Origin of the sequence: Corynebacterium sp. HMSC074H12, assembly GCF_001813755.1 — a bacterium.
GTDB lineage: Bacteria > Actinomycetota > Actinomycetes > Mycobacteriales > Mycobacteriaceae > Corynebacterium > Corynebacterium hiratae.
Map to the genome: position 1 here is coordinate 15,744 of NZ_KV813939.1, position 25,806 is coordinate 41,549.

General features: G+C 60.2%; 29 protein-coding genes and 1 pseudogene. 10 read left to right on the forward strand and 20 right to left on the reverse strand.

Annotated elements, in window-relative coordinates; all coding sequences use genetic code 11:
* Positions 1–81: 81 nt before the first annotated feature.
* Positions 82–759, reverse strand: coding sequence for a TetR/AcrR family transcriptional regulator (locus HMPREF2932_RS13740; RefSeq protein ID WP_065422052.1), 678 nt, complete (start codon positions 757–759; stop codon positions 82–84).
* A gap of 92 nt (positions 760–851) precedes the next feature.
* Between HMPREF2932_RS13740 and HMPREF2932_RS09360 the strand changes: the two genes are divergently transcribed.
* Positions 852–2,081 (forward strand): MFS transporter, encoded by a 1,230-nt coding sequence (locus HMPREF2932_RS09360; protein WP_053089102.1) that lies wholly within the window; start codon positions 852–854, stop codon positions 2,079–2,081.
* Here the strand turns inward: HMPREF2932_RS09360 and HMPREF2932_RS09365 are convergent, their stop codons facing one another.
* From HMPREF2932_RS09365 to HMPREF2932_RS13745, 9 genes are all read right to left on the reverse strand, one after another.
* Positions 2,082–2,639, reverse strand: a complete 558-nt coding sequence (locus tag HMPREF2932_RS09365; RefSeq protein ID WP_071410048.1) for a P27 family phage terminase small subunit — start codon at positions 2,637–2,639, stop codon at positions 2,082–2,084.
* A gap of 246 nt (positions 2,640–2,885) precedes the next feature.
* Positions 2,886–3,263: an HNH endonuclease gene (locus HMPREF2932_RS09370; RefSeq protein ID WP_014320314.1), complete on the reverse strand. Its 378-nt coding sequence runs from the start codon at positions 3,261–3,263 to the stop codon at positions 2,886–2,888.
* A gap of 155 nt (positions 3,264–3,418) precedes the next feature.
* Positions 3,419–3,883, reverse strand: coding sequence for a hypothetical protein (locus HMPREF2932_RS09375; RefSeq protein ID WP_042406075.1), 465 nt, complete (start codon positions 3,881–3,883; stop codon positions 3,419–3,421).
* On the reverse strand, positions 3,880–5,241 hold the full coding sequence (locus tag HMPREF2932_RS09380) for a DEAD/DEAH box helicase (RefSeq protein WP_049157241.1): 1,362 nt from the start codon (positions 5,239–5,241) through the stop codon (positions 3,880–3,882). Before HMPREF2932_RS09380 ends, HMPREF2932_RS09375 begins: the two co-directional genes overlap by 4 nt.
* Positions 5,222–5,500, reverse strand: a complete 279-nt coding sequence (locus HMPREF2932_RS09385) for a PDDEXK family nuclease (protein WP_049157240.1) — start codon at positions 5,498–5,500, stop codon at positions 5,222–5,224. The genes HMPREF2932_RS09380 and HMPREF2932_RS09385 overlap by 20 nt, the downstream gene beginning before the upstream one ends.
* A gap of 136 nt (positions 5,501–5,636) precedes the next feature.
* The gene (locus tag HMPREF2932_RS09390) at positions 5,637–7,736 is read right to left on the reverse strand and encodes a phage/plasmid primase, P4 family (RefSeq protein WP_246818656.1); all 2,100 of its coding nucleotides are present in this window, start codon (positions 7,734–7,736) and stop codon (positions 5,637–5,639) included.
* A 161-nt stretch (positions 7,737–7,897) separates the two neighbouring features.
* Positions 7,898–8,341 (reverse strand): DUF7768 domain-containing protein, encoded by a 444-nt coding sequence (locus tag HMPREF2932_RS09395; RefSeq protein WP_014320319.1) that lies wholly within the window; start codon positions 8,339–8,341, stop codon positions 7,898–7,900.
* Positions 8,338–9,105 (reverse strand): phage antirepressor, encoded by a 768-nt coding sequence (locus tag HMPREF2932_RS09400; RefSeq protein ID WP_071410050.1) that lies wholly within the window; start codon positions 9,103–9,105, stop codon positions 8,338–8,340. The genes HMPREF2932_RS09395 and HMPREF2932_RS09400 overlap by 4 nt, the downstream gene beginning before the upstream one ends.
* A 241-nt stretch (positions 9,106–9,346) precedes the next feature.
* Entirely contained in the window at positions 9,347–9,700 is a 354-nt protein-coding gene (locus tag HMPREF2932_RS13745; RefSeq protein WP_210397778.1) for a hypothetical protein, read from the reverse strand.
* 79 nt (positions 9,701–9,779) lie between these two features.
* On the opposite strand from HMPREF2932_RS13745, the pseudogene HMPREF2932_RS09410 reads away from it, so the two are divergent.
* Positions 9,780–10,493, forward strand: a pseudogene (locus HMPREF2932_RS09410) (type ISP restriction/modification enzyme); the annotation flags it as partial.
* Between the two features lie 147 nt (positions 10,494–10,640).
* Here HMPREF2932_RS09410 and HMPREF2932_RS09415 read toward each other — a convergent pair.
* Positions 10,641–11,084, reverse strand: coding sequence for a hypothetical protein (locus HMPREF2932_RS09415; RefSeq protein ID WP_071410051.1), 444 nt, complete (start codon positions 11,082–11,084; stop codon positions 10,641–10,643).
* Between the two features lie 185 nt (positions 11,085–11,269).
* Between HMPREF2932_RS09415 and HMPREF2932_RS09420 the strand changes: the two genes are divergently transcribed.
* The gene (locus HMPREF2932_RS09420; protein WP_049157245.1) at positions 11,270–12,424 is read left to right on the forward strand and encodes a glycoside hydrolase family 25 protein; all 1,155 of its coding nucleotides are present in this window, start codon (positions 11,270–11,272) and stop codon (positions 12,422–12,424) included.
* On the opposite strand, the gene HMPREF2932_RS09425 is transcribed toward HMPREF2932_RS09420, so the two are convergent.
* The gene (locus HMPREF2932_RS09425; protein WP_071410052.1) at positions 12,421–13,263 is read right to left on the reverse strand and encodes a spermidine synthase; all 843 of its coding nucleotides are present in this window, start codon (positions 13,261–13,263) and stop codon (positions 12,421–12,423) included. The genes HMPREF2932_RS09420 and HMPREF2932_RS09425 overlap by 4 nt on opposite strands.
* Before the next feature lie 104 nt (positions 13,264–13,367).
* Here HMPREF2932_RS09425 and mnmA point away from each other — a divergent pair, with 104 nt between their 5' ends.
* Positions 13,368–14,453, forward strand: a complete 1,086-nt coding sequence (gene mnmA, locus HMPREF2932_RS09430; RefSeq protein WP_070511603.1) for a tRNA 2-thiouridine(34) synthase MnmA — start codon at positions 13,368–13,370, stop codon at positions 14,451–14,453.
* A gap of 2 nt (positions 14,454–14,455) precedes the next feature.
* Here the strand turns inward: mnmA and HMPREF2932_RS09435 are convergent, their stop codons facing one another.
* A complete protein-coding gene (locus HMPREF2932_RS09435; RefSeq protein ID WP_046649328.1) occupies positions 14,456–14,824 on the reverse strand; it encodes a PH domain-containing protein in 369 nt (122 codons plus the stop codon).
* A gap of 108 nt (positions 14,825–14,932) precedes the next feature.
* On the opposite strand from HMPREF2932_RS09435, the gene HMPREF2932_RS09440 reads away from it, so the two are divergent.
* Together HMPREF2932_RS09440 and HMPREF2932_RS09445 are read left to right on the forward strand one after the other, a co-directional pair.
* On the forward strand, positions 14,933–15,841 hold the full coding sequence (locus tag HMPREF2932_RS09440; RefSeq protein ID WP_070511606.1) for a uroporphyrinogen decarboxylase/cobalamine-independent methonine synthase family protein: 909 nt from the start codon (positions 14,933–14,935) through the stop codon (positions 15,839–15,841).
* Between the two features lie 129 nt (positions 15,842–15,970).
* The gene (locus tag HMPREF2932_RS09445; protein WP_046649330.1) at positions 15,971–16,927 is read left to right on the forward strand and encodes a DUF1963 domain-containing protein; all 957 of its coding nucleotides are present in this window, start codon (positions 15,971–15,973) and stop codon (positions 16,925–16,927) included.
* A gap of 22 nt (positions 16,928–16,949) precedes the next feature.
* Here the strand turns inward: HMPREF2932_RS09445 and HMPREF2932_RS09450 are convergent, their stop codons facing one another.
* The 6 genes from HMPREF2932_RS09450 to HMPREF2932_RS09475 form a co-directional block, all read right to left on the reverse strand.
* The gene (locus tag HMPREF2932_RS09450) at positions 16,950–18,080 is read right to left on the reverse strand and encodes an ATP-binding protein (protein ID WP_071410053.1); all 1,131 of its coding nucleotides are present in this window, start codon (positions 18,078–18,080) and stop codon (positions 16,950–16,952) included.
* Positions 18,081–18,162: 82 nt separating this feature from the next.
* Entirely contained in the window at positions 18,163–18,426 is a 264-nt protein-coding gene (locus tag HMPREF2932_RS09455; protein ID WP_049157232.1) for a hypothetical protein, read from the reverse strand.
* Positions 18,427–18,447: 21 nt separating this feature from the next.
* Positions 18,448–18,711, reverse strand: a complete 264-nt coding sequence (locus HMPREF2932_RS09460; protein ID WP_049157231.1) for a hypothetical protein — start codon at positions 18,709–18,711, stop codon at positions 18,448–18,450.
* 9 nt (positions 18,712–18,720) lie between these two features.
* The gene (locus HMPREF2932_RS09465; protein ID WP_071410054.1) at positions 18,721–19,719 is read right to left on the reverse strand and encodes a serine hydrolase domain-containing protein; all 999 of its coding nucleotides are present in this window, start codon (positions 19,717–19,719) and stop codon (positions 18,721–18,723) included.
* Complete coding sequence (locus tag HMPREF2932_RS09470; protein ID WP_071410055.1) at positions 19,719–20,231, reverse strand: ArsR/SmtB family transcription factor; 513 nt, start codon at positions 20,229–20,231, stop codon at positions 19,719–19,721. Before HMPREF2932_RS09470 ends, HMPREF2932_RS09465 begins: the two co-directional genes overlap by 1 nt.
* Before the next feature lie 62 nt (positions 20,232–20,293).
* Positions 20,294–20,965, reverse strand: a complete 672-nt coding sequence (locus tag HMPREF2932_RS09475; RefSeq protein ID WP_070711005.1) for a 3'-5' exonuclease — start codon at positions 20,963–20,965, stop codon at positions 20,294–20,296.
* A 127-nt stretch (positions 20,966–21,092) separates the two neighbouring features.
* Here HMPREF2932_RS09475 and ligA point away from each other — a divergent pair, with 127 nt between their 5' ends.
* From ligA to HMPREF2932_RS09490, 3 genes are read left to right on the forward strand one after another with little or no spacing between them, the layout of a single operon-like run.
* Positions 21,093–23,117: an NAD-dependent DNA ligase LigA gene (ligA, locus tag HMPREF2932_RS09480; RefSeq protein WP_070515613.1), complete on the forward strand. Its 2,025-nt coding sequence runs from the start codon at positions 21,093–21,095 to the stop codon at positions 23,115–23,117.
* Entirely contained in the window at positions 23,114–23,884 is a 771-nt protein-coding gene (locus tag HMPREF2932_RS09485) for an HAD family hydrolase (protein WP_070547390.1), read from the forward strand. Before ligA ends, HMPREF2932_RS09485 begins: the two co-directional genes overlap by 4 nt.
* Positions 23,881–24,639: an HAD family hydrolase gene (locus tag HMPREF2932_RS09490; RefSeq protein ID WP_071410056.1), complete on the forward strand. Its 759-nt coding sequence runs from the start codon at positions 23,881–23,883 to the stop codon at positions 24,637–24,639. Before HMPREF2932_RS09485 ends, HMPREF2932_RS09490 begins: the two co-directional genes overlap by 4 nt.
* Here the strand turns inward: HMPREF2932_RS09490 and HMPREF2932_RS09495 are convergent.
* Positions 24,632–25,291 carry an ACT domain-containing protein gene (locus tag HMPREF2932_RS09495; RefSeq protein WP_046649342.1) on the reverse strand — a complete coding sequence of 220 codons (660 nt, stop codon included), beginning with the start codon at positions 25,289–25,291 and terminating at the stop codon, positions 24,632–24,634. The genes HMPREF2932_RS09490 and HMPREF2932_RS09495 overlap by 8 nt on opposite strands.
* Before the next feature lie 210 nt (positions 25,292–25,501).
* Here HMPREF2932_RS09495 and gatC point away from each other — a divergent pair, with 210 nt between their 5' ends.
* Positions 25,502–25,804 carry an Asp-tRNA(Asn)/Glu-tRNA(Gln) amidotransferase subunit GatC gene (gatC, locus tag HMPREF2932_RS09500; protein WP_046649343.1) on the forward strand — a complete coding sequence of 101 codons (303 nt, stop codon included), beginning with the start codon at positions 25,502–25,504 and terminating at the stop codon, positions 25,802–25,804.
* Positions 25,805–25,806 lie beyond the last annotated feature (2 nt).

The following is a 25,806-nucleotide window of genomic DNA, read 5'->3' on the forward strand; positions in this document are numbered from 1 at the left end:
ATTGATATGGGGTGGGAATAAAAAAGTGAGCGCCAGCTGTGCGGGCGCTCACTAAGACGATGATTGAGAAGTGGGTCAGAGTTAAGGCAGCAGGGTGTGTTCGATGCCGTCTAGGATCACATCGATGACGAGGTCGTAGTATTCCTCGGACATCGCTTCTTCTTCATCAAGGTGTGAGAGAGGCTCCAGGTAAGAGTTGACAATACTGGTCAGTCCAACAGATTGAGCCATCATAGGCTCAAGCCTGACAAGCATTTCGTGCAGGTTGTGGCGAGGTTGGATTTGATTGGATGCGCGCAGGTTTCTCGCTCCGATCGTGTGGATGATCGAGTTCGCGATAATTGTGTAGGCCACAGGCGAATTGTCACCAAACCCAGCTTCTTGTAGTTTGGCCCAGGCTCCATCGATCATCGGCAAAAACTGTTCAGTGAACTTGCCCCGCGCGAACCTGTCGGTAATCCCTGGATATGCTAACAATGCGGGGCGTAGATTGTGAGCCATAGCTCGAAACCAGGCTTTCCATTCAAGGTCCGGGTCGGGAACTTCAATCCCGACACATACCCGGTCTACAACAGCATCACAAATGGCTTCCTTGTTTGGAAAATAATGATAAATCACTGAGGGAACCACGCCCAGTTCACGGGCAATGTCCCGTACTGACCATCCCTCAACGCCACTGATCGCGCTTAACTGTACAGCTTGTTTGACAATCAGCTCGCGTGATAGCCCAGCCCTTCGCCCCGTTAGCACAGTGTTCATAAGGTGACCCTTAACTTATTCCTTGACCCTTACTAGAACACCATTCTACAATATCCCTAAGTGAAACAGTGTTCTAGTAATGGAGTGTAGTGATGCCTGACACTCGTAGTAATAAGCCGACACAGAGTTCTATTGATCCAGGAGCGCAAGCGAACCTGGTAGTGGGAATCGTTTTTCTCGCCTTTATGGGGCAAATGATTCTCAATCCGATCATCGCGCCACTGTCACGACAGATGGGATTGCGGGAATGGCATATTGGCGCCACTATCTCTTTGGCAGCGATTGTACTAGCGAGCTTGAGTGCTTATTGGGGGCGAGCTTCCCAACGTGTCGGCGCTAAACGTGTACTCGCTGCCGGGCTTGTGATCGCGATCATCGCTTTGAGCGCCTTCGGTATTGTCTCCTACCTGGGGATGAACCAGGTAGTTGGCGGTTTCGGACTAGTTTTTGGTGTTGTGATCACTCGTGGTTTGCTCTATGGCGGAGGGATTTCAGCGATCGCCCCGACCGCGCAAGCCCACCTGGTCACGCATGCTGCCAGCGAGAACGGGCGGGTAAAAGCACTGGGCATGATTGGAGCGGCTCAAGGGATGGCCTCCATTGTTGGAGGTGTTACTGGAGGTGTGTTAGCCGCTGCTGGTGGCCTGCTCTTGCCCTTGGTGGTCATGCCCGTTGTGATGGTGATTGGTCTGGTTGTTCTCTTGGTGAGTTTCGCACCTCAAAGCCAAGGGCAACTTTTTGCAAAGCCTCAACGGATTCGCTTCACTGATCCGCGTGTAGCTCCCTGGCTAGCAACTGGTCTGGTGATGTTTCTTGTGTTTTCTTCTGTTGCTACGATTTTTGGATTCACTGTCCAAGACCGCTTCGCCCTGTCGGCAACTGCGACCGCAGGTATTTCCGCGATTTACCTGACCATCATGGGCGTGACCATGATCATTGCCCAAGCGGTGATTGCTCCAAAGACAGGGTGGGGAGCAGCGAAGCTTTTACGTACTGGTCTGACCATTACACTAGTTGCAACTGTGCTCATTTGGCCTACCTCCTCGCACGCTTTACTGGTTGTCGGGTGTATCGTGCTGGGGGTAGGTATGGGACTGGCGATGCCCGGGTACAACACTGGCCCAACCTTGAAGATGAGTGCAGATGAGCAAGGCGCAGTGGCTGGCATCATTAACGCTAATAATGGGTTGGCGTACGCGATTGCCCCGCTGGCTTCGACCGCCCTTTACGGGTGGAACCCGCTGGCACCCTTCGCCGTCTGTATCGCCTTGATTGCAGTGGTCGTCATCTACGCCCACACCGCACCCGCACTACGCCAATAACTATGAGCGTGCCTGAAGTAGCCGTTCCATCACGTTATCCGCAGGAGTCGGCCCCGAGTAGTCCACCAGCGAGTTGTCTTTGACCACATCGAAAATCTCGTACCAGAGCGTATTCGCCTGCTTGCTAAACGACTGAGACATGGCCACGAATGGGGACGCGATAGCCGCCCCCGTGGTCGGATGCTTACCCAACAGGCCAAAATCGGAGATTGCTTCTTCGCATTGAATGAACCGAGCAAAATTCTGCGCATAAGCCTCAATCAACCGTGGAGCTACGAGTTTTTCGCAGCCGCGCTCCTTGAGCCAGTTCCAGGTATCGCGGTAGATTACGTCAGCACCCAAAGGGTTACCATCACGCTGCACAGCCGCCAAATAAGCCGAAGGTTCTGGCATTACGCTACCTTCAAGATCCCCGCCCGCTTCCAGATCTGGTGGGTCGAGCGACGCGATGTGGAGGCCGCGTGCGTCTTTGCCTTCGGTGATCTTCTCAAACGCAGGTGTGGGCTTCGCACCTGAGCCTGCTCTGCGTCCGCCGCGCAGTGTTCCGTCTTTCGCCATGAAATCTCGCCTCCTTCCAGGCGGTTAGCCCGGTGATGGAGGGCTTGGGGGTTAATACCCTGTTTGATTCGGTCTTTTTGTGTACGGTTGGCCCCGCCCGCTGAGGAGCAGCCCAGCTGTGGAGATCCGCTCGCCCCCACCCCCTCGGCAAGCGCGCCACGTCGCCTCGTGCCGGGCGAACGGGGTCGAGGTTGGCACAGGTGAGGGTCGGCAGGGAGGCCGCGACAGGCGGGCACACAGCCCTTTTTAGTAGCTGTAGACCCGAGGGGCTTGCCGCCACCGGTCGCCATCGAGCGCGGACTGGCGCGAGTGGCACGGCTTGCACAGACTGCGCAGGTTCGACTCGTCGTGGGTGCCGCCGTGGTCGAGCGGGATCACGTGGTGGACCTCAGCCACGGGCGTGTACCGGCCACGGGCCAGGCAGTCCTCGCACAACGGGTGGGCTTCGACGTAGGCCGCGCGGATCTTTCGCCACCGGTGGTCGTAGCGTCGGTTGATCTTCGGGTCGCGCTGGTAGGTCCGGTAGCGGGTGTCCTCGGCGCGGGCGTGCTCGGGGCAGAACCGCGTCTCGGTCAGCTCGGGGCAGCCGGGCTGGGAGCACGGGCGCTTGGGTTTGAAAGGCATCCGTCTCACCACCCTTGTCGTTCATGGCAACGACCCCCAGACGAACCGTGATGATTCGTCTGGGGGTCGGGACCTACTTTTCAACCACTTACAGCATGCGACAGGCACACCCTGAAAGTCATCCCCTCTTTGCGACACTCATGCGCGCCAATGCTTCAGTCTCTGCCGAACAAGAGACGCGCGAAGCGGGCAAGGGCGCGCTGCTTCTTGGCGAAGGCAGTCTTGCGTTCGACGTAGAAGTGTTCAGCGACTTTGACGGCGGCGTCCTCGGCGGAGAGGTCGTCGAGGAAGAAGACCTCGAGGACCAGCCGGTCATCGTCGCTGAGGCTTTCCCAGGCCGGGTTGAACCAATCCATGTAGGCCTGCGCTTTTTGGTTGCGGGCTTTGAGCGCGTCGAGGTTGTCGAGGATCGAGCAGACTCTCGCTTCACCGGCGTGCCGGTTGTTGCCCCGTGGCAGGCCGTCGAATCGGGGTGAGCCGATTGAGGTCAGTGAGGCTTTGAGCTCGTTGGCGTACCCGTCGCCTTGCTGGAGAATGACAGCTTGGGTTGCGTAGTCCTGGAGGACGCCGATGGCGGCTTTGCGGTAGTCGAAGTAGTCCCAGATGGGGTGGTCGTTCATGAGTGTGCCTGCTTTCCCAGAGTGTCGGCGACCGCATTGATCAACGCAGCCTGTGTCATGTCTTTGTTGTCCAGCGCGGCCAGTACCGCCTCATCGAGGGTGTGGTCTGCGGCCAGGTGGGTGATCGTCACCGGCTGGTCTTGTCCCTGGCGGTAGAGCCTTGCGTTGGTCTGTTGGTAGAGCTCCAAGGACCAGGTCAGGGAGAACCAGACCAGGAGGTTGCCGCCTTGCTGGAGGTTGAGCCCGTGTCCGGCTGAGGCCGGGTGGATGAGCGCCAGCGGAATCTCGCGGGCGTTCCACGCTTTGATGTCGGTACTGGTTTTCAGCTCGCGGGCCCCAGGGAAGCGTTCGGTGATGCGCTCACGGTCGTGTTTGAACCAGTAGGCCACGAGCAGCGGCTGGCCGTTGGCCGCCTCCACGAGGTCTTCGAGCGCGTCGAGCTTGCGGTCGTGCACCACCACGGTGTTGCCGTCCTCGTCGTAGATCGCACCGGAGGCCAGCTGCAGCAGCTTGCCTGACAGTGCTGCGGCGTTCGCGGCATCGATGACCTGCCCGTCGAGGTCGAGCACCATCTCATCTCGCAACCGCTCGTAGGCTTTGAGCTCCTTCGGTTCGAGGTCGACGAGCGTCGTGGTGACCGTCAGCTCGGGCAGGCGCAGGTAGTCGGTGGTGCGCATCGACAAGGTGATGTCGCTGATCGCCTCGTAGATCTCGTCCTCGGCACCGGGTGTGGGCTTGTAGGTGAAGATCTGCTGGCCGTTTCGCCGATCGGGTACGAACCAGCGGTTGCGGTAGTGGGTGATGAACCTGCCGAGGCGCTGGCCCTCATCAAGGAGACGGAACTGCGCCCACAGGTCCATCAGCCCGTTGGCTGCTGGCGTGCCGGTCAGTCCCACGATCCGGGTGAGACGTGGCCGCACGGCGGCGAGTGCTTTGAACCGTTGCGCCCGGTGGTTCTTAAACGAGCTCAGCTCGTCGATGACGACCATGTCGAACGGCCAGGCTTTGCCGAGGTGGCGCACCAGCCAGGGCACGTTTTCGCGGTTGATGACGGTCACCATCGCCTCGGCGGCAAGCGCGTCCACCCGCTGGGCTTTCGACCCCACGGCCACGGCAATGGTGAGTCCTGCCAGGTGGTCCCATTTGGTGGCCTCGGCGGGCCAGGTATCGCGGGCGACTCGCAGGGGTGCGACGATGAGGACGCGGCGGGCGTGGAAGGAGTCCAGCAGCAGGTTCCAGATTGCCGTCAAGGTGATCACCGTCTTGCCTAGCCCCATCCCGAGCAGGATCGCGGCCTGCGGGTGGTCTTCAACGAAGGCGGTGGCCTGTTGTTGGTAGTCATGCGGCTCGTAGCGCATCAGCCACCTCCTGGATCGCGTCAATGTTGTCGACGACGACCGCATCAACGCCGTGCTCTTTGAGCTGCTGGATGCGGCGGCGTTGGAAGGGGCGTGGGAGGCGTCCGGGGGCTTTGAGTTCGACGAAGATGACGCGTCCGCGATGGATGCAGATGCGGTCTGGGACCCCTGCGGTGCCGGGGCTGGTGAATTTCCAGCACAGGCCACCGATCGCCTCAACGGCTTTTTTCAAGTGTTGTTCGATTGCTTGCTCGTTCATGGTTCATGTCCTCTCGTGTGAGAGGCCCATGACGACCTATGACGATGCGATATGGACTTTTCCTAAGGGCTATATTTTCTGCCCTATAGCAAACTCACATATGGGTCGTCATAGGTCGTCATAAGGCCCGTCTGAATTAGTTGTCGAACTCGTTCTTCAAGGCCAAACCGTGGACGAACATGCCGTGCATCGTCCTTTTACGTGTGAAGCCGTGGTGTTCGACGGTGGCGTTGAAATCGACCATGGGACGCGCCCACCCGGAGGTCGACATCGCCCACGCCCGATAGGCCTGATACAAATCCCCGGCCCGTTCCGACAGCCCCGGGTCAAGGTCGCAGTTGGCGTCAAGGAACTGAGCGAACCAGTTGTTCTCTTCCCGATACGCCGCCGATGCCTCCACCACTCGGGCAGGAGCCTTGAGGTGGTAGTCCTCGGCGTGGATGAGGCGCGCGCCCTCCATAATCCAGGCCAGGATCGCCCCGCCTGCCTGCGTGTAGAGGTAGTCGGCATAGTTCTTGATGTCGGATGTGCCTTCGATCTTCGCCTCGAAGGGAATGACGATGAGCCTGCGCCAGATGCCCGCATCCATCGCACCCACCCTGGGCAGATGGTTCGTGTAGAGAATCAAGGTGTGCGACGGGGTGAAGGCAAACGGTGCCTTGTACTTCTTCTCCGCGTAGATCTGATCGGTGGAAGCCAGCTGCTTGACCACCGAGGTGGACATGCGCACGCCCTCTTCGGATTCGGCAGAGATGATGAGGCGTTTGCCTTTGGCCTCAGCCAGCTCCGGTTTGACGTTGCGCATCCCACCGATCGTGAGCACATCAGCACTCATGTTGCCTGCATACGTGCCTAAGACTCTGGCGATGGTGTTCCAGAACGTCGATTTGCCGTTGCGACCATCTCCGTAAGCGATGACGAGGGCTTCGACGAAGACTTGCCCGATCGCAGCAAGGCCGACGATGCGCTGCACGTAGGCGATGAGCTCGGCATCGCCTTGGAAGAACACCTCGAGGGCTTCCTGCCACAGGTGCGCGCCGTCGGTGCCCGGGTCGAGGCTGGTCTGCTTGGTCACCAGATCCGCCGGATCATGGTCGTGGCGCGACATGGTCCCGTGGCGCAGATCGTAGGTGCCTGATGGGGTGTTGAGCAGATACGGGTCGGCATCGAGCTGCTCAGGGGTGGTCAGCAGCATGGGGCGGGCTTCTTTCAGGCAGTTGGTGATCCCGCGTGATTCTCGGCGTTTGAGCGCGTAGGCCGCATAGGTTTTCGCGTCCTCGAACGCGGCGAACGCCTCCTGTTGGGCGGCGTTAAACATGGCCTGGGCTTTCGCCTTCGATATCGACGCCAACAACATGGCAGCCCCCGTGGCGGCGAGCTGGTCTTTGGCGTCTTCGAGCAGCTCGTGGGCCTCGGCCAGTTGGCGTTCGGTGAGCTCCTGGGCGACGGCTTGGGCAGCGGGAGCGGATTCGTACCAGACACCGTCGTAATAGACGAGCCAGTCGGTGGCCTCCGAGTAGCGCAGCGAGTCCGGGTACGCCTTGGATAGGGCGTGGGCTTGGCCGACGTCGCTGTAATCGGCGGGGCGTACCGAATCCAGGCTCGCCTCAAAATCCTCTGGTGGCACATACCCGGGCTGGTTCTCGACCGTCTTGGCGAACCGGGTGGCCGACCGCCAGATCGACTCCACCTCCGCCTCGGGCAGCGGCGGGTTGCAGCGAGCAGCCTTGCGGTCAAACAAGTCGCGTGCCTCATCGGTCGTGCCGAGGCGAATCAGCAGCCTGCCAGCAAACCTCGACAAGGTCGCATTACGCGAACCCTCCTCGATCGCCTTGGTGCCCTCATCCCACTGGGCGAACTTGTCCTCATCGACCGTGTCGGCAAGCCAGGTGTCGATGGTGCGCTCACCCTCGACCACGGTGATACTCGGATTAGTGTGGCCGTAGATGAAACGGCCAGCGTCGATCGCGTTAGGGTCGAAGAACTCGAACCGGGCGGCGAGCTGCTTCTTGAGCCCCGCGTAGGCCTCAGCATCAGTTACGGGGTCTATCGGGAAGTAGACGTGGAAGCGGGGTCTTGCCGACTGGGCTCCTTTCGCCCGCTGGTGGTTGCGGGAGGTGGCGGTCATCAACGCCACACCCTCCAGCCTCTTAATCAGCGATTCCGGGGTGACCCATTCGGCCTGCTCCTCGGTGTGGGAGTTGTCGACGTCCATGACCAGGCAGTTCGAGGTCACGAAACTGCCAGCCGACCGCCTGCCACCCACGTACTCGGCAACCACATGATCCAACCTGGCGACCGCCTCCAGGTCGGCTGCCGTGGTCACGGTGTGCGGGTTCGGGTAGTGTGCGTTGTTTTGCTGGCCTGCCACCTGCGCGGTGAACATCGTCATCGCCTTCATAGGGTGACCTCCTGAAAGTCGGCGTCGAGATAGGTGATCGGCAGTTCGAGGTGGTGGGCCCATTCGATCTCGGAGCGCATCCCGGTCGAGACACGGGCCGTGTAGACCCAGATCGCCTCGCACTTGCTCAGAAGAATTCGGTTGAAAAACATCGCCAACTCGCGCTCGCTCGCGTCGGTGTCGTCCATGAATTGCGGAAACAACAGGTGCGGCGCGAGCGGGATCTTGTGCCGTGACACCGCGTGAGCACACAACGCGCGAGCCAGCTCCACGTTGTTCTCGATGTCACCGGAGTACGGGGAGCAGATGTAGACCAAGGGCCGGTAGCCGTACTCGGCGCGTTGGAGATTCTTCAGCGCCTTGTATGAGGTGGGGTCTGGGTAGCCCTCCGTGTTGTGGGGCGAGAAACCCAGGTCGGCGGTGAGAGCAGTCGTCGTCATGCCGCACCGCCGTCCTGCTCGATGACCGGCAGCAGGTCGAACTGGTTCTTCAGCAGGTCATAGACGAAGAGCCGACCCTTCTGGGTCCAGTACATATGCGTGCGGGTCTTGCCCTCGTCGTACTCGTGGGTCTTGGACTGCGTGTAGCCCTGCTCGGCGAAGCGGGCGTAGAGGAACCAGCGGCCGGACTGCTTGAACTGCACCCCAGCCTCGTGCAGCAGCGTGTTCAGCTTCTTGGCTGACAGGCCGTAGTCTTTGGCGATTTCTGTGAAGCTCAGCAGCGAATCCGACTGGAGCACCACGTCGTAGTAGGAGACCTTCGGGGCGGCCTCAAGCAGGGCCTGCTCGGCTGCCAGCCGCTTGGCCCGCTCGGAGCGCAGTTGGATGATGGCGTGCTCGAGGAACTCGTCGTTGTCTAAGAGTTCGTCGATGGCGTAGACGCCATGGCGGCGGATCGTGGGGAGGACCTCGTTGACAACCCAGGCTTCGAAGTCCTGGGCTGCGGGGAGCTTGGAGGAGAAGATGAGCCGGTACAGGTCACCTTCGGTGATGAACCGGGCTTCTTGAGTGCGACCGAGCGCATCCGTGATGGGGTGGTGAAACGCCACCCCACGTCCATGCTGCTTGATGGCGTTAACTGGATCTTTGTACCCCAAGGCGGTGGCCACATCGCGGCCACAGAAATACACCTTGTCCTCATGCTCGACAGTTCGGATCGTTCCAAAGGCATCGTTGGTGAATACCTGAAGATCTCTCGTAGCCATGTCTGGCTCCTTCTAAGAGCCAGGATTGACGTGAATTCCAGCAAGCCACGGGTGCGGCCGCGTCGGGCTCTCACGCATACGCCCCTGAGCGCGCAAGAATCCGGACACCCGGGTCTTGCTGAAATACTCAGGCCACTCGCTCACATGAGAAGCTGGAGCGGTGATGCAGTCCGATTCTTTCTCCCAACGCTCGACTATCCGCAGTATTGCGAATGTCCTGGCAAGTACCGATTTGCCGGGCCTAAGCGGAAGCCAAATCGACGAGCTTCTCCTCGATATTGGTGCGCCACCGCGTGTTGCCGGGAGTAAGCGAGAAGGACTGTTTGGCGCGCTTACGGAAGGAATGTCCGCAGCGCAAGCAGGTCAACTCACTCGTGAGTTCATAACGACTGCGATGAGCCCGGCACGGCATACCACCGATCGTCAGCGTTGGAATGATTTGCGCCGCTTGCTCAACAAGGTGCTGGCGACCGAAGGATGGCATATCGACGATGCTGGCGAGTTGACCCAACTCGCTGAGGCGGCACGCACATTCGATGATATCGAGCGTCTTACCAGCTCTCTCGTGGAGGAACATCAGCGGCGCGGTACCCACGAACGCCTAATGGAGTATTGCAGCCAAGAACTGATCGCGGAGTCTCTGTTCCACGCGATATCCGAGGCAGCCAAGTCAGTTTGGAGAGGGGAGCGTCGCCAAGCAGGGCGCGGCCAGCATCTACGGTTCGGTTGGTGAGGTCGTTGACGGCTACGTGCGCGTGGACAACATCACGGATGAGATTAAGGCTCTCTACCGCGATGCGCTGGGTTCAGACATCACGGGTGATGACATTTTCCACTTTGTCTACGGCAAGCTGCATGACCCCGGCTACCGCACGAAGTACGCGGCGGACCTGAAGAAGATGTTGCCGCATATTGAGACGCCATCCTCGCGCGCGGAGTTCGACAAGTTCGCTGCTGCGGGCCAGGAGTTGATGGACCTGCACGTCAACTACGAGTCGGTGGAGCCGTGGCCGCTGGATATTCAGGTCAAGGGCGATGAGTCCGACCGCGAGACGTGGCGCGTGCTCAAGATGAAGTGGGCCAAGCGCAAGGATCCGGAGACGGGTAAGAACGTCAATGACGTGACCAAGCTGATCTACAACAAACGCGTGACCATTTCTGGCATTCCGGCCGAGGCGGATGAGTACATGTTGGGCTCGCGCTCAGCAGTCGCCTGGCTGATTGACCGTTACCAGGTCAAGAAGGACAAAGCCTCCGGCATTGTTAATGACCCGAATGACTGGGCCGACGAGGTGGGCAACCCGCGCTACATCGTGGACCTGATTGGCAAAGTGGTGCGCGTGGCGATGGAGACTGTGCGAATCGTGGATGGGCTGGGTTCTGAATAGCGTTGCATAAAGCTGAGCCACGGTATTCGTGGCGGCAGCGCATCCCGCCCTGGATTCCTGGATGACCGGAGTCCGCAAGCTTGGGTGGGGCGTCGTCAAGCACAGCGTGGTAGTCAGAGCTGCGGAGTTGTCACCGAGAGTCGGGTCCTAAGACAAAAAGTCCGGTCCGAAGTACGCGACAACGGGAATCAACGACGCTATCGAAAACACAATTGCGATGATGGCTTTTCGTTTGCCTTTAGGCGCGTCAGTGTCGAGTGACCCGATGGCGATGAAGGCAAAGAATGGTGCGAGAAAGAGCGTTGCAAAAATCAGCCCGATAAAGGTGAATATGCCGAGGAAGCCGAAGAAGTAGGACGCGGCATCATCGCCGCTCGTTGCGGCGCTATCTGCAATGATCAAGGAGAGTAACCCCAGCGCCCACCCGCCCAAAAGGATAGCGGAGCCCCTCAGCGCGAGGTTCTCGTTAAGGACCCTTTTGAAGTCGCGGCGTGGAGGAAGTTCCGATTCCTGGGGCTCTTGGGGTGCGTCGGGGTCGGCGGGCTGCTGTGGCTCGTTGGGAAGGTGTGGGTCGATGGTGGGCTGGTCCATGGCGCTGTCCTTCGTCGGTGTCGTGATCACCTGATGGGGTGGTGGCGATGTGAAGCGCAGTTTAGCAGCGGTTGCTGCTGTTGGGAGCGGTTGTTGGGGAGTTGCGTCAGTGGTGTGGCAAAAGAGTTCAATGTTTCGTGTGTTGCTTCAGTGATTAGTGTTAAAGCGGAGGTAGTGTGGCGCGCATGAGCCATGCACGTCGCCTTGTTACCGCCGCCGTTACCGCAGTAGCGGCCGTGGCACTGTCCGTATCCACCGCCGTTGCCATCCCGTCCTACGCACCTTCCGGTGTGGATGTCTCCGGAAATAACCACGCGTCCCTTCGCGGAATCGATTGGGATGCCGTGAAGTCCGATGGCCAGTCCTATGCCTTCGTGAAGGCCACCGAGGGCGTCGGCTTTGTCAACAACCACTTCGTGCGCGATGCCAATGCCGCAGCAGCCGCTGGACTGAAGGTCGGCGCCTACCACTACGCGCGCCCGGCACGTGATGCCAAGCAGCAGGCGGCCAGCTTCGCCTCTCAGATCGCGCTGGTGCCGACGCAGACCCTGCCACCGGTGCTCGACATCGAGGTTGATGAGGGGCTGAGTGCCGACCAGCTTGCTGACTGGATTGATACCTTCATGACGGAGGTCAAGTCCCTGACCGGCCGCACGCCGATGCTGTACACCTACAAGTACTTCTGGATGGGCCAGATGGGGAACACCACGCGCTTCTCCGAGTACCCGCTGTGGTTGGCGGCTTACCAGGACACCGCACCGGACCCGGTCGGTGGCTGGGACAAGCTTGCCTTCTGGCAGCGCTCCGGCAGCGGCCGCGTAGCCGGCATTGAGACAGACGTTGACCTGAACCTCTTCAACGGCACTGAGGCGCAGCTGCACTCCTTCTCTGCTGGCAATTACATCGACTTCGGTGGCATCTTGGATGACCTGGTCATTCCGGGCGTTGACTTGGGTGATGACGCCGGCGTGCTGATTGCTGGAATCCTGGCACTGGCAGCAGGTGCGGCGGCCGTTCCCGCCGTGGCCGATGCCGCGAAGGATGCGGGTCTGGACGTGGATCCGACCGGGCTTGTGACGCAGGCAGAGAAGCTGCTCAATACCGGCGCCATTAGCGTTGATGACCTCAAGAGCCTGGCAAATAACGACGCCACCGTCGGCGACCTAGCCATCTTCCTGGATAACGCGCAGCACCTGCAGGACTTTGATGCCAACAATGTCAGCGAGCAGGACGTGGAGAATGCCAGCCGTGCGGCACGCAGTGCTGGTCACGCCGCGGGTGTGGAGATCCCGGCATTTGATTCCAAGCAGGTGGCGGACCTGCTCAAGAGCCTGCGCTAATCGTCGGCGGTTGCCGGGGCGTCGTGGCGGGGGCTCGCGCCGTCAAAGAAGCGGCGGGTCCAGGACTCGTCGCGGAAGTGTGCGGGCACCGCACCGGAGAGTAGCGCCTTGGCCAGGGCGGCGGCTTCGGGGGAGCCGTCGTGGGGCAGCTCGGTGTCTGAGCCGATGAGGATAATGTTGCCGTAGCGCCGACCCTTAAGCATGGGAGGGTCGGCGATAACGGCGACGTGGGCAAAGACTTCTGCCATTCCAGCTAGTTCCGCCTTCGCGCCCTGGAGATCGGAATGGTCACCGCAGTTGGCAACGTAAAGACCGCCGGGGGATAGGGTGGCGTGGGCGTGCTGGAAGAACTCTTCGGTGGTGAGAGGCTCGGGCGTGACGGCGCCGGCGAAGACGTCGCGGATGATGACGTCAAAGCGGTTCGGCGGAAAGCCCTCGGTGACGGAACGTGCCTCGCCGGCGCGGATTTTCACGCGAGGAGCGGAAGGAATATCGGCCAGTTCCCGGATGAGCTCGGCCAATTTGGCGTCGAGCTCGACGACGGTGTTGTGGGAATCCGGCCAGAGGTCAGCGAAGTAGCGGGGAAGAGAACAGCCACCGCCGCCCAGGTGGAGCAGACGTTTGCCAGGGGCGAGGTTCTCTACCGCAGCGGCAATCCAGCGCATGTACTCAAACTCGAGGGTGCGAGGTTCCTCAGGGATGAGGTGTGAGGATGGCACACCATTGACGTTGAGGATGAAGGCACCGTCGCGGAAAGGATCCGGCTCGACGACGAGCTCGCCGGTGGAAATCTCGTAGGTGCCCGCGATGGAATTGGTGGTGTTGCGCTTTCTGCCCATAGTGCCTCTTAGCTTAGGGAATAGGCTGCGTGGTTCGTGTGTTGGGGTATGAGGTGCACCGCGACTAGCCTTGGTGGGCGATAACGAAACGAGAAGGGGAGAGCATGCGAGTATTGGTAGCCATGTCCGGCGGCGTCGATTCCTCGGTCGCAGCCGCGCGTGCGGTGGAGGCGGGCCACGACGTCATTGGCGTGCACCTGGCCCTGCACAAGGATGCGCAGCAGACTCGTGAGAAGGCACGCGGCTGCTGCTCCTTGGAGGATTCCGCCGATGCCCGTCGCATCTGCGACAAGCTCGGCATTCCTTTCTACGTGTGGGACTTCTCTGAGGAGTTCAAGGAAGCCGTCATCGGCGATTTCGTCGACTCCTATGCCCGCGGCGAGACCCCGAATCCCTGCCTGCGCTGCAATGAGAAGATCAAGTTCGCGGCGCTACTGCGCAAGGGGATGGCGCTGGGCTTCGATGCGGTGGCCACGGGCCATTACGCCACAATCGACGATGATGGCTACATGCGCCGCTCCTTGGACGAGAACAAGGACCAGTCCTATGTGCTGGGAGTTATCACCAAGGAAGAGCTGGATCACTGCTTCTTCCCGATTGGCGATACCCCGAAGCCGCAGATCCGCGAGGAAGCCAAGCGCCATGGCTTCTCCACGGCGGCCAAGCCAGATTCCTATGACATCTGTTTCATTCCGGATGGCAATACGCAGGCCTTTCTGGGCCGTTCCATCGGCCTGCGCCCGGGCATGATCGTGGACACTGAGGGCAATGAGCTCAAGGAACACGACGGCGCGTGGAACTACACCATCGGCCAGCGCAAGGGCCTCGACATCAAGACGCCGACTGCCGACGGCTCCCCGCGCTACGTCACCGACATCGACGCGGCCACCGGTACCGTCACCGTGGGATCGCGTGCCGACTTGGCCGTAACCCGCATCGAGGCTGACCGCCTGAAGTACCTGCACCCGGCTATGGAAGGTGACTTCGACTGCGAGGTGCAGGTGCGCGCCCACGGCTCTGTCGTTCCCTGCCGCGCTCACGTGGACCGCGAGGCCGACCGCATGACGCTGGAACTGAAGGAGCCTCTTTCCGGTGTGGCTCGTGGCCAGGCGGCTGTGCTCTATCTGCCGAGCCCGGATGAGCTGGGTGATATTGTCCTGGGCTCCGGCACCATCTGCGGGACCGAGTAGCTTTAGCGAAGCACGCAGTCAGCGATGAGTCGGTCGAGTGCCCGAATATCGACTTTGGGCCCGATGTTGATTTTGAAGTGGCCAGCCCGTGTCCACAGCTCCAGTTCAGCATTTACGTCTAGGAGCTTTCCGGCATTCTCCGTCGACCACATGTTAATGGAGGAGTAAGGGAGAGAATAGATTTCGACTTTCTTTCCAGTGAGACCTTGAGAATCTCGGATAATCAATCGGTGGCTAGTGAAGACCGCTGCGTCTCGGACAGTTTTAAATGCGCAGATTGGCTTTTCGTTGGCTGCGAGAATTGACGGAATGTCGCTCGGAATCTCGCAAGGAGAATAGAAGGTCCAGCCAGAAAACTGTTCAAGTGCCACGGGAGTATCCTTTACTATCTGCGACTTAGTGGTTTGTGAATTGCATTATAGATGTCGCAGTAGTCTTTGATTCGGTATTAAAAGAAAAACATTCGGGAAGGAGAACAGATGACGGGATTCGCCCTTGGCCCCATGCCCGGTACCTCCATGGCGGAAGCAGCGGACATCATCATGGGGGAGACCGAGCTTCCCGCCATCCCGCAGCTGCCCGCGCGTGGGCTGGGCTCCGATGCGGTGGGCCGCACGGCCAGCATGCTAGAAGCGATCTCCATCGACCGCGGCCCGCGCTCGTGGCGCATGACGGCGCGCCCGCAGCTGCTGACCCGGCGTACGTGGGACCGCTTGGAGCGCGATATCGACGAGGTCCAGGAAGTCTGGGGCGAAACCGTGCCCCGTATTAAGGTGCAAGCGCTCGGTCCCTGGTCGCTTGCGGCGAGCATTGAGCTTTCCGACGGCCACCGTGTCCTCACCGACCGCGGCGCCTTTAGCGAACTCGCGGAGTCACTTCTCTATGGCCTCCGCGCTCACGCCGCGGATGTTGCGCGCCGTTTCCACGGGGAGGTCGTCGTCCAACTCGACGAACCACTCCTCGCAGACGTTATCGCCGGCCGAATCCCCGGCACCACCGACTTCGATACCATTCCGCCGGTCCCAGACGAGGTAGCTCTTGAGCAGCTTCTCGTCTTCGAGGCCGACTACCTGTACACCCCGCCGCTGTGGTCAGTGGCGCCTGCAGCCACGACCTTCCTCACGGATTTCCGTGGTCTGGAGACCCCGCGCCACCTGGACGGCTTGGGCGAGCACCTCAACGCGGGCCACCGCATTGGTCTGGGCCTTGAAGGTTCCGATGCCCGCGCGGAGGCCATTGCGCTGGCCCGGCATCTCGACCGCATCGGCATGCCGCGCGAGCTCCTCGTCGACCGTTTCGACGTCTATCCCGTCAAGGCTTCCGCTCGTTCTCTGCGCTCGGTTAACGAGACCGCCGGCATTCTCACCCGCGATGCTGGGGATCTCTAATTGAGCTTTCACCTGACCTAGGCCTCGAATATGAACCAGAACAGGCTAGATATCTATTGCAGCATGCTTTCTTTTGAAGGATAATCCCTGATTAAATCCCTCGTTGTCCTAGAGAAAGAACCACCTGCCATGCCAGAGTTCACAGCACAGGTTAAAGCGTTACGTTCGATGATCGAGTCCGGAGAGCTCGTCTCCGAAGATGCCGATGACCTAATCCAACTTGCCAAGCCAGGCGTCGTCCTTCCCTACTCCAACGGCACTCCCACCGAACATGGCTCGTACTTCGGAGGTAGACCGTATCTTCCGGAAGGTTCGACATGGCCCATTTCAAAGAACGGTCAGCCATTACTCCATATCATTCAGCTAAATTTTGCCGATATTGTCTGTCATGTGCGTGCGGAGGGGGCGTCGGAAAGCGAAGCAACTCTCGACGGATTGATTCCGGAGTCAGGAATTTTTCAACTCTTCGTCGGTGCTGATCCGTTCTTCGGCGGTTTCGATTCGGATTCGCCTGGCGATGGCATGGAAATTCGCTATATCCCTGAGCCTGCGGAAGGCTTTGGCAACCACAGCTTTCCTGGACCTCATACCGCGGAGCCTGCTGCCTTCGATGAAAAGCACGAGGATTTTTGTTCCCCGTTTAGCAAGGATCTTGGGGAGGTTATGAACTCTCCGATCTCCTTGTCTAGTGCAGTGGCAATGGTCCCTCCCACCGACTATGCAGTGTACGAGGCTTTGAAGTCTAGAAAAGGCGATGACTTTCTTGAAGAGTTTGATTACTTTGACGAGCTGGTTGAGTTGCGAGCCGCAGCCAGAAACCAAAGCGACATTATGCTTGGCGGTTTCCCAGCCTTCGCACAAGACCCTACGCAGCCTGAAGGGTACGTTCACTTCCTAGAAATCGATTCCACATATCTGGAAGAAGAAGAGCTTCCTTTCGAGGCCATGTGGGGTGACCTCGGTGTGGCCCACGTATTTCTGCACCCGGACGCATTGAAGAAAATGCAGGCTGGCGAGGCTGTCGTGTACCGCTCCGAAAACACTGGCAGGGCCGATGGTGCTGTCTTTTACTGGGATTGCGGCTAGTTTTGCTTCCCCAATTTCCCTTTTAATCAATCCTCCCCAGGCTGTCCGTCGCGGTGAAGTAGGCCTCCATATAAGGGATGACGAACTGGAGTTGGCCGTGTGCGGTGGGCTCGATCAGGTCGGCGTCGATAAGCCTTTGGCGCGTGGCCGACAGTGAGCGCACCGTCCGGTCCTGGTGAGCGGCGATGTTCTTGATTTCCGCCGTGCCGTTCTCCATAACCGCGCTCATCGCTTCGAGGAAGAGGCGCTGCGCTGGCGGAAGCGCCAGGGTAGCGGGCTGGTGGACCTGGGCGCCGAGAACCGAGATCGCCTCGGCTGACACTGCCGCGACGTCACCCTCCTCGATGCGGCTTCCACCCTCGCGCTGCGCCTTTCCCCAGGCCAATGAGCCCACCAGCTGCACCATGTAGGGGTAGCCTCGGGACAGCCGCACCGCAGCCGCAACCGCATCCTCGGTGAATTCGAGCCGGGACTGCGCGGCGGTCTCGGTGAACGCTACCTCGGCGTTCGCGGGGGAGAGCGGCCCCAGAACGAACTTCTGCGCGCGGCGCAGGAAGGTCACACCCGGCAGGTCCAGCAGGCGGTTGACTCCCTGCGGAAGGCCCGCGGCGACAATAGCGACATCGAGCTCATCGCGCACCAAGTCCTGGTATGTCACGGCGAGGGAGGTGAGGTCCTCGGCGTCGGCGTCCTGGACCTCGTCGATGGTCAGCAGCACGCCAGTGCCTTTGAGCAGACCTAAAAGCTCGCGCAGGCGGGTGTTGAGCGTGGGTTTATAGGCTTCCTCGGTGTTGTGCTGGATGCCAATGGTTGCCACACCACCGATCCCCACGCGGTTGACCTTGCTCTTATCCGCTGGGGCCAGCTTGTCCATAATGCGCGGGATGGTGGTGTCCACGAGTTCCTCCACCATGGAGCTGCGTCCCGAGGCCCGCAGGGTAATCCACCCGCGGCTAGAAGCGATATCTTCGAGCTCATTGAGCAAAACCGTCTTACCGATACCGCGGGCACCGCTGATGATGAGCGAGCGGCCCGGGCTGCCCGGCTGGGAGTCGAGTGCAGCCCGGAAGGTGTCGAGCACTGCCGTGCGCCCAACCCAAAAGAGTGGTGGAACGCCGAAGGTGGGGCGGAATGGGTTCTCATGTGGGGACATAGTCTCAATCCTAGGGCATTGGGAGATTTGGGAGACTTTTCTAAAAGCGGAGATTTGGGAGACTTTCGTCCCCCAGGTGGAATTAGGCGTCCCGCCCCGCCCGAATGGCGCCGACGATGTCAAAATCGCCGTTTATAGCTATAGGGTCACGCTGGGTGAGCTCCGCGAGCTTTTCCTGGACGCTGGGACGCGGCGAAAATTCAGGGCGTGAAGCTGTGGTCGTCAGGAGATCGCGCAGGTAGTTTTCCAAGGAAACTTCAGCGGCGTCAGCGCGCTTCTGAAGGGTGGCAATTACGGAGGGATTGACGTCGTGGATATGGACCGTGCGGTAAGCGGGAGCAGTCATAACGTCAGTCTACGGGAGGACTTAGATTGTGCTTGCGGGCTTCGAATCCATAGCCCGCCAGGCCACCGCACCGGCGTACACAGCACATGCGGCGACGAGGCCATACCACCAGAAGAAATGGAGGTCCGCATTCCAGGGCAAGGTATATCCGATGAGCACGATGACGAAGGCAGTGATTGCTACGGAAACAACGCGCGGGACTGTCTTCCCTGGGGTGGTGAATGCCTTCCATGCGGACCATAGAAGGGAGGCGATGATAACGATCATGCTGATGGTGAGTAACACGGTGTCTCCTTAGGATCCGAGCTCGTCGAATAGAGCTTGGGCGAGGTCTTCGGTACCGGCGAGGGAATCGTTGTTGGCGAAGGCAGCGCGTTTGGTCTCTGGTTCGATGATGAGCATCGTCGAGTAACCGTATGTACCGCCGTTGTGCCAGTACCCAGCATTGTTTTCGCTGGGAGGCTGCCAGCCGTAGTCGGTATCGCCGTTGTCCATGAACCACTCGGCGAACTTGGCCATGTCACTTGCCGTGGAGCGGATGGCTCCCGCGGGTGCGGAGCCTTCCATCTCCCACGGCTCAGCGTGGCGGCCGGTGGGGGTTAGGCCGCGTGGAGCGTCGTCAGGTACTGAGCCCGGCGTCATGAGATAGGTCTCTGTCATGCCAACTGGCTCGAAGATGCGTTCTTTGAGCATCTGTTCATAAGGTTGCCCGTCAACGGTCTCGAGCATGTGGCCCAGGAGCCCATAGCCAAGGTTTGAATAGGATTCTTTACCGCGGTCTTTTAGTTCGGCCTCCGTGGCGGCAGCCACGATGTCCTCTACGGTCTCGCCTTCATAGGGGTTCGAGCCGGTGACACCCGAGGCGAGATTGCTGAGGAGGCTCGCGCTCGCCAGTCGCGGTAGGCCAGAGGTGTGGTCGAGCAATTCTTGGACGGTGACGTCAGCGACGGGCGCATCGCCAACATTGAGGACCTCGCCCACAGTGGTGTCAGTTCTCAGTTTTTCCTCTTCGACGAGCTGGTGGGCCAGTTCGCCAGTGAACATCTTGGTCACGGAGCCGATTTCGACCTCCGTGTGCTCGTCGCTGCCCAGTCCCGCAAAGGTGACCTTGCCGTCCTGGAGGGTAAAGGCAGTGAGGTTGTGGAAGCCGGACTCTGAGTGCTCTTCCAACTGGGCAGCTAAGGCTTCGTCGCCAGTTTTGTCTTGTGCCAGAGCAATTCTTTGCGGCCCCGTGATGAGCAGGATGGCTGCAACGGCAATGGCAGCGATGACGGCTAGGGATATTCTACGCATTAGTGGTCCTCGCTCGCGGTGATGATGGTGAGAAGGGGGATAACTCGGGCGGGGCGGATGGAATACTCGCCGCCAGACTTCGTGGTCCAGCCTGCATGGGTCAGCGCGCTCAAGTGGTGGTAGGCGGTGCCGGTAGAGGAGACGATGTCTTCTTCGACAAGCTCTGCGGCTGTCGCGGGTGCGGCGAGCAGGCGGCGCAGGATTTCGCCGCGGACTGGATGGGCAAGGGCGGATAGGCGCTCGAGGTTTTCTGCCCAATCCTCGTCGGTGACGAAGTTCGTGGGGCGCTGCCATTGATAGGCATAAGTGCGCTTGCCGACGTTTATGTTGCCGCCAAAGATGATGGAGCCGTCGGGAAACTGCTCGTTGGGTGCGAGGGCGTCGACCAGCCAGTAGGCCGAGCTTTCTCCAGTGGTGGATGCGGGGCCGGCGTCGGTGGGCGTGGTGCGCCCCTCAAGCGCGGCGACGCGCGCTTCGAGTTCGGCGAGGCGTGCTTCGACTGTCGTTTCCATGGTTTCTAGAATTCCAGAACTCTAGAAAACTGGCAAGTGCTATTTGGGTGAGGGGGTGGGAGTTAAGAAATCATCGGCCACGCGGTGGACACATCCGAGGCGTCCCGCCCGCGGCCTTCCAGGTACTTCTTGAAGGATTCGCGGTCCTTGTACCACTCGACGGCCTGGTACTCCATGAGCTCGTTGGTATCCATCTGTGCTAGCTCGGGGAAGTGCTGGCGCACCTGTTTCCAGGCCACGCGGGCGGCCGCGAGGGCGTCGGCAGTCGCCTCATGCGCGTTGCTCAACTCCACGCCGTAGTGGGCGGAGACCTCCTCCAAGGTGCGCTTGCCCTTGCGCCACTTGTCCTTAACGCGGTCGATGACGAAAGGATCGAACACCGGACCGTTGACCGTGAAGTCCCCGGTCAGCGCGCGCAAGACGGAGAGATCGTAGGCGGCGTTGTAGACGATGAGCGTGAGCCCCTCGTCCCAGGCCCGATAGATGGAATCGACCGTCTCCTTGAGCACCTCCTCGTGGGGGCGACCTTCCGCGCGGGCCTTCTCAGTAGTGATGCCGTGAATCTTGGCGGCTTCCTCGGGGATCTCCACGCCGGGGTCGGCGAGCATTTCCCGCTTGTCTACTTCGCGCCCGTCGATACGCACCAGGGCAGAGGTGACGATGCGGGCTTCTTTGGGCTTCACGGAGGTGGTTTCGAGGTCGAAGGAGAGCATGCGGGTGGCGTCGAAGTTCATGGACAACACTCTAGCGCCCGGCTCGGACACGCACTGTGGAAGTGCTGCAGAATGACGGACGAACTCTTGCAGAATGACCATCCGCAGGTCATAGGCATGTCCGGTAGCCCCGCTACACTAGTGACTCGTGAGTGATGCAGTAGATATCCAACGCGAATGGTCCGAGCTTGCCCAGGAAGTGCGCAAGCACCGTGAGTTGTACTACAACGGTGAGCCGTCAATCCCGGATGCGGACTTTGACGCGCTCTTCCAGCGCTTGCTGGCGCTTGAGGCGGAGCACCCGGAGCTGCAGACCCCGGATTCGCCAACCCAGCAGGTCGGTGCTGCGCCGGAAGGTGCTGTCGACATCGAGCACCTGGAGCGCCTGTACAGCTTGGACAACGTCTTCAGTGCGGATGAGCTGCAGGACTGGCTGGACCGCACGCCGGCCGAGGCTTATCTGACCGAGCTCAAGATTGATGGCCTGTCCATTGATTTGGTCTACCGCGATGGCAAGCTCGCTACGGCCGCCACACGCGGTGATGGTCGTGTGGGCGAGGACATCACCGCCAATGCACGCGTTATCCCCGATATCCCGCACGAGCTGACGGGTACCAAAGAGTATCCGGTTCCCTCCCTGGTCGAGGTCCGCGGCGAGGTGTACATGCGCCCGGATGAGTTTGAGGAGATCAACTCCGCGCGCCGCGAAGACGGCAAGCCCACCTTTGCCAATCCCCGTAATGCGGCGGCGGGCGGGCTGCGCATGAAGGACCCAGAGGACGTCAAGAAGCGTCGGCTCCACATGGTCTGTCACGGCATTGGCGCGCGCGAGGGATTCCAGCCCACCTCGCAGCACGATGCTTACAAGGCCCTAGAGGCTTGGGGATTTCCGGTGTCTCCCTATACCCAGCGGGTCACCACAGCCAAGGAGGTACAAGAGCGGGTCACGTACTGGGAGGAGCACCGCCACGACGCCTACTTTGAAATGGACGGGCTTGTCATCAAGGTCGATGACCTGGCCAGCCAGCGCGCCTTGGGCGCGACTTCGCGCGCGCCGCGCTGGGCTATTGCCTATAAATACCCGCCGGAGGAGGTCACCACCAAGCTGCTCAACATCGAGGTCGGTGTGGGACGTACCGGGCGCGTGACGCCTTTCGCCATCATGGAGCCGGTCTTCGTCTCCGGCTCGACCGTTTCCATGGCCACCCTGCACAACCAATTCGAGGTCAAGAACAAGAATGTCCTCATCGGGGATACCATCATCATCCGCAAGGCCGGAGAGATCATCCCTGAGGTCCTCGGCCCCGTTCTGGACAAGCGCGATGGCAGCGAGACTGAATGGGTCTTTCCGGAGAATTGCCCTGCCTGTGGTACGAAGCTGGCTCCGCAGAAGGAAGGCGACCAGGACTGGCGCTGCCCGAACACTCGTAGCTGCCCGGCCCAGCTGGCGGCACGCCTGGAATACCTGGCCTCCCGCAAGGCGCTCGACATTGGCGAGCTGGGGGAGAAGGCTGCCGCGGATCTGATTTCCTCCGGAGTGCTCAAGGATGAGGCGGACCTCTTCGATCTCGATGAACAAGCACTCCTCAAATCCTCGGTCTACACCACGCAGAAGGGCGCGCTCAATGCTTCGGGTAAGAAGCTGCTGGAGAACCTCAAGACGGCCCGCCAGGCTGAATTCTGGAGGGTGCTCGTCGCGCTGTCGATCCGCCACGTCGGCCCCATTGCGGCACGTGCACTAGCCACCCGCTTTGGCTCCATGGAAGTGCTGCGCGCAGCATCGGTCGAGGAGCTGGCGGATACCGATGGTGTGGGCACCATCATCGCGGAATCCTTCAAGCAGTGGTTCGAGGTGGATTGGCACGACAACATCGTGCAGAAGTGGACCGCCGCCGGGGTCACCATGGAGGAGGAAGCCAGCGATAAGCCGGCGCAGACCCTTGAAGGCATCACCGTGGTGGTGACCGGTACCTTGGAGAACTTCACTCGTGATTCGGCCAAGGAGGCCATTATCACCCGCGGCGGAAAGGCATCCGGTTCGGTGTCTAAGAAGACGAACTACGTCGTGGTCGGAGAGAATGCCGGATCCAAGGAACAGAAGGCCCGCGATCTGGGGCTGACCATCCTGGATGAAGAGGGCTTCACCCGTCTGCTGGAAACGGGCGAGGCATGAAGCTAGCCGCCTTCGACCTCGACGGCACCATCTACTTCGATGGGTATATGCCTGAGGAAGTCCCAGAGGCCATTGCGCAGTGGCGCGCTGCGGGCAACCTCGCCGTCGTGGCCACGGGTAAGTCGTCGCACTCGGCGCGGCGTGCGCTTGAGCCTTTCGGTGTCGACTTCGATTACTTCCTGCTGTGCAACGGCACCGTCATCATGGATGGCGACTATGAACTGCTCTACGAAAACCACGTGCCGCCCGAGGTGGTCCGTGCTGTGTATGAGCGGGTTCGTGATATTCCGAAGCTCGACCTGTATTGCACGCGCTTGGAAGGCCCCGACGGCCACCTCGTGCGCAACGTGGAGGGCGTGCACAATCCCATCATCAGCGAGCCCGTTCCAGTTTCACCCGAGCACATCGAAAAAGAAGTCTTCCCCCTCGTCGCCGCCTGGACGCCGGGTAACCCAGAGCTACAGAAAGAGATTGCGCAGTGGGTGACGGACCGCTTTCCCGTCGGCACCGCGATGAACCGAAACTTCTTCGATATCACGCCGCCCGGCCACAACAAGGGCTTCGCCTTGACTTGGCTGCTTGAACATCTTAGCCGCGAGCGTTCCGAGATTGAGCTCATCACCTTAGGTGATGGTCACAATGACCTGCCTATGCACGCGCTTGCCGACGTCTCCCTGACCTTCCCCTGGGCGCAACCCGACATCCAGGAGGCGTGCACCGCGGTGGTGGACTCGGCCGTGAAAGGTCTAATACACTACGGGGCATGAAGATTGCGGCTTTGGACATGGATGGAACCGTTTACGTCAACGAAGACATAACTGAGGCCGTAAAGGAAGCCATCACCGCGTGGCGGGACGCTGGCAATCTCGCCATCTCCGCGACGGGCAAGTCCATCGCCAATGCACGCAACACGCTCGAGCCATTCGGCGTGGAGCTGGATTATCACGTGCTCTACAACGGCACTGTCATCACAGACGGCGATTACTCCATCCTCCACGAGGAGCACCTGCCCAGTGATATCGTCCAAGCCGTCATCGACCGTTTCACCGGGTTGCCGTTGAACATCTACCTCACTGGCTTGTCTGGAGCCGACCAGGTGGCGTGGGACGGTCTGGCTGGCCGGGAATCCTCGATGGTGGCGAATACGGAAGTGGTGGATCCGGGGGACGTCGCCAAGCGCAGCACCGTTCTCATGTCCCTGTGGATTCCAGGCAACGCTGAGTTGCGCCGCGAGGTGGACGAGTGGGTCCGTGCGCATTGTGCAGTCGAGTCCTCGTTCAACTGTGACTTTTACGACATCATGCCGCCCGGGCAAAACAAGGGCGAGGGCTTGACGCGGTTGCTTGGTCACCTCGGTCACGAAGGAGCTGAACTCTACACCTTCGGCGATAGCTTCAACGATCTCTCGATGCATTCCATCGCCACCGAGTCCTTCACGTTCCCGGGAACGCAGATTACCGACGAGGTGGACCACGTGGTTCCTGACGTCGCCGCGGGACTCAACGCATTGCTAACTAGGTGAGGAAGGCGCCCAAGATAGCGCCTAAGTCACCCAAGTGCTCGACCTCGGAGGCAAGGTAGTCCGGCCCGCCGACGCGGCCCATGACGACGACATACTTCGTGCCCACGAGGGGAGCGGCAGCCAGCGCGGATTCGATCAGCGTCCACGACTCAGGAATCCACGTGTCCTTCTCCGGATTGAGCACGCGCGCCGAGGTGATGTTGAGGTCGGTGGGGATCGAGCCGTCGTCGGCAGGCGCGGCGTCGGAGGCAGCAATGCGGCTGATCTTGTCGTCATTAGCAATGACGATGGCCCAATTGGAGGTCAGCGCCTTCGGAATCGCTGCGCACACTTCCTTCATAGCGGCGGTGACGTTGCGTTGCGAAGCCACCTTAGCCAGCACGTGGATCTGCCCACGGCGGTCAACGCGTCCACTGAAGGGGCGGATGGAGTCAACTTCTACGCCCTCCACGGTCTGTGCAGCGGTGATGATCTCATCAGCCATGGTGGACTGGGGGAGATCGAGGACGATGTCATCCATGACCGTGCCGTCCGGGAAATTCTCCACGATATCCACGGAACGAATATCGGCCTCGATGCTGCCCATCGCGTTGGCGAGGAGGCCAAGGCTGCCGGGAGTGTCAGGGAGTAGGACACGGACGAGATACGACATATCGTTCTTTCTGGGGGAAGATGACTAGGTAGGGAAATCGCTGATGCGAATAGTTTGTACAACTTGATCGATGGTACCCAACGTATCGAATACTATTCAATAGCTTCAGTGGTGTGTAGGGGGAGGAGTGGTGGTGGCGTGGCACCAGCCGTGCAGTACCATGGGTGCTTAGCTATCAACCGTCTCAATGAATAAAAGGATGGAGTTCGCGTGTCTGATATTTCGCGTGACGAGGTCGCGCACCTGGCAAAGCTGTCGCGATTGGCCCTGAGCGAGGAAGAACTAAAACAGTTCGCCGCGCAGATCGACGAGATCGTGGACTCGGTGTCCGCGGTTGGCAAGGTCGAGGCTGAAGGTGTGGAGCCGATGTCGCACCCGCACTCCGTTAACGCCCCGATGCGTGAGGATGTCATCGTGCGCACCCTCACCGCTGAGCAGGCTCTGGATCAGGCGCCCGCGACCGAGGATGACCGCTTCATGGTTCCGCAGATTCTGGGTGGAGGAGACGAATAAGA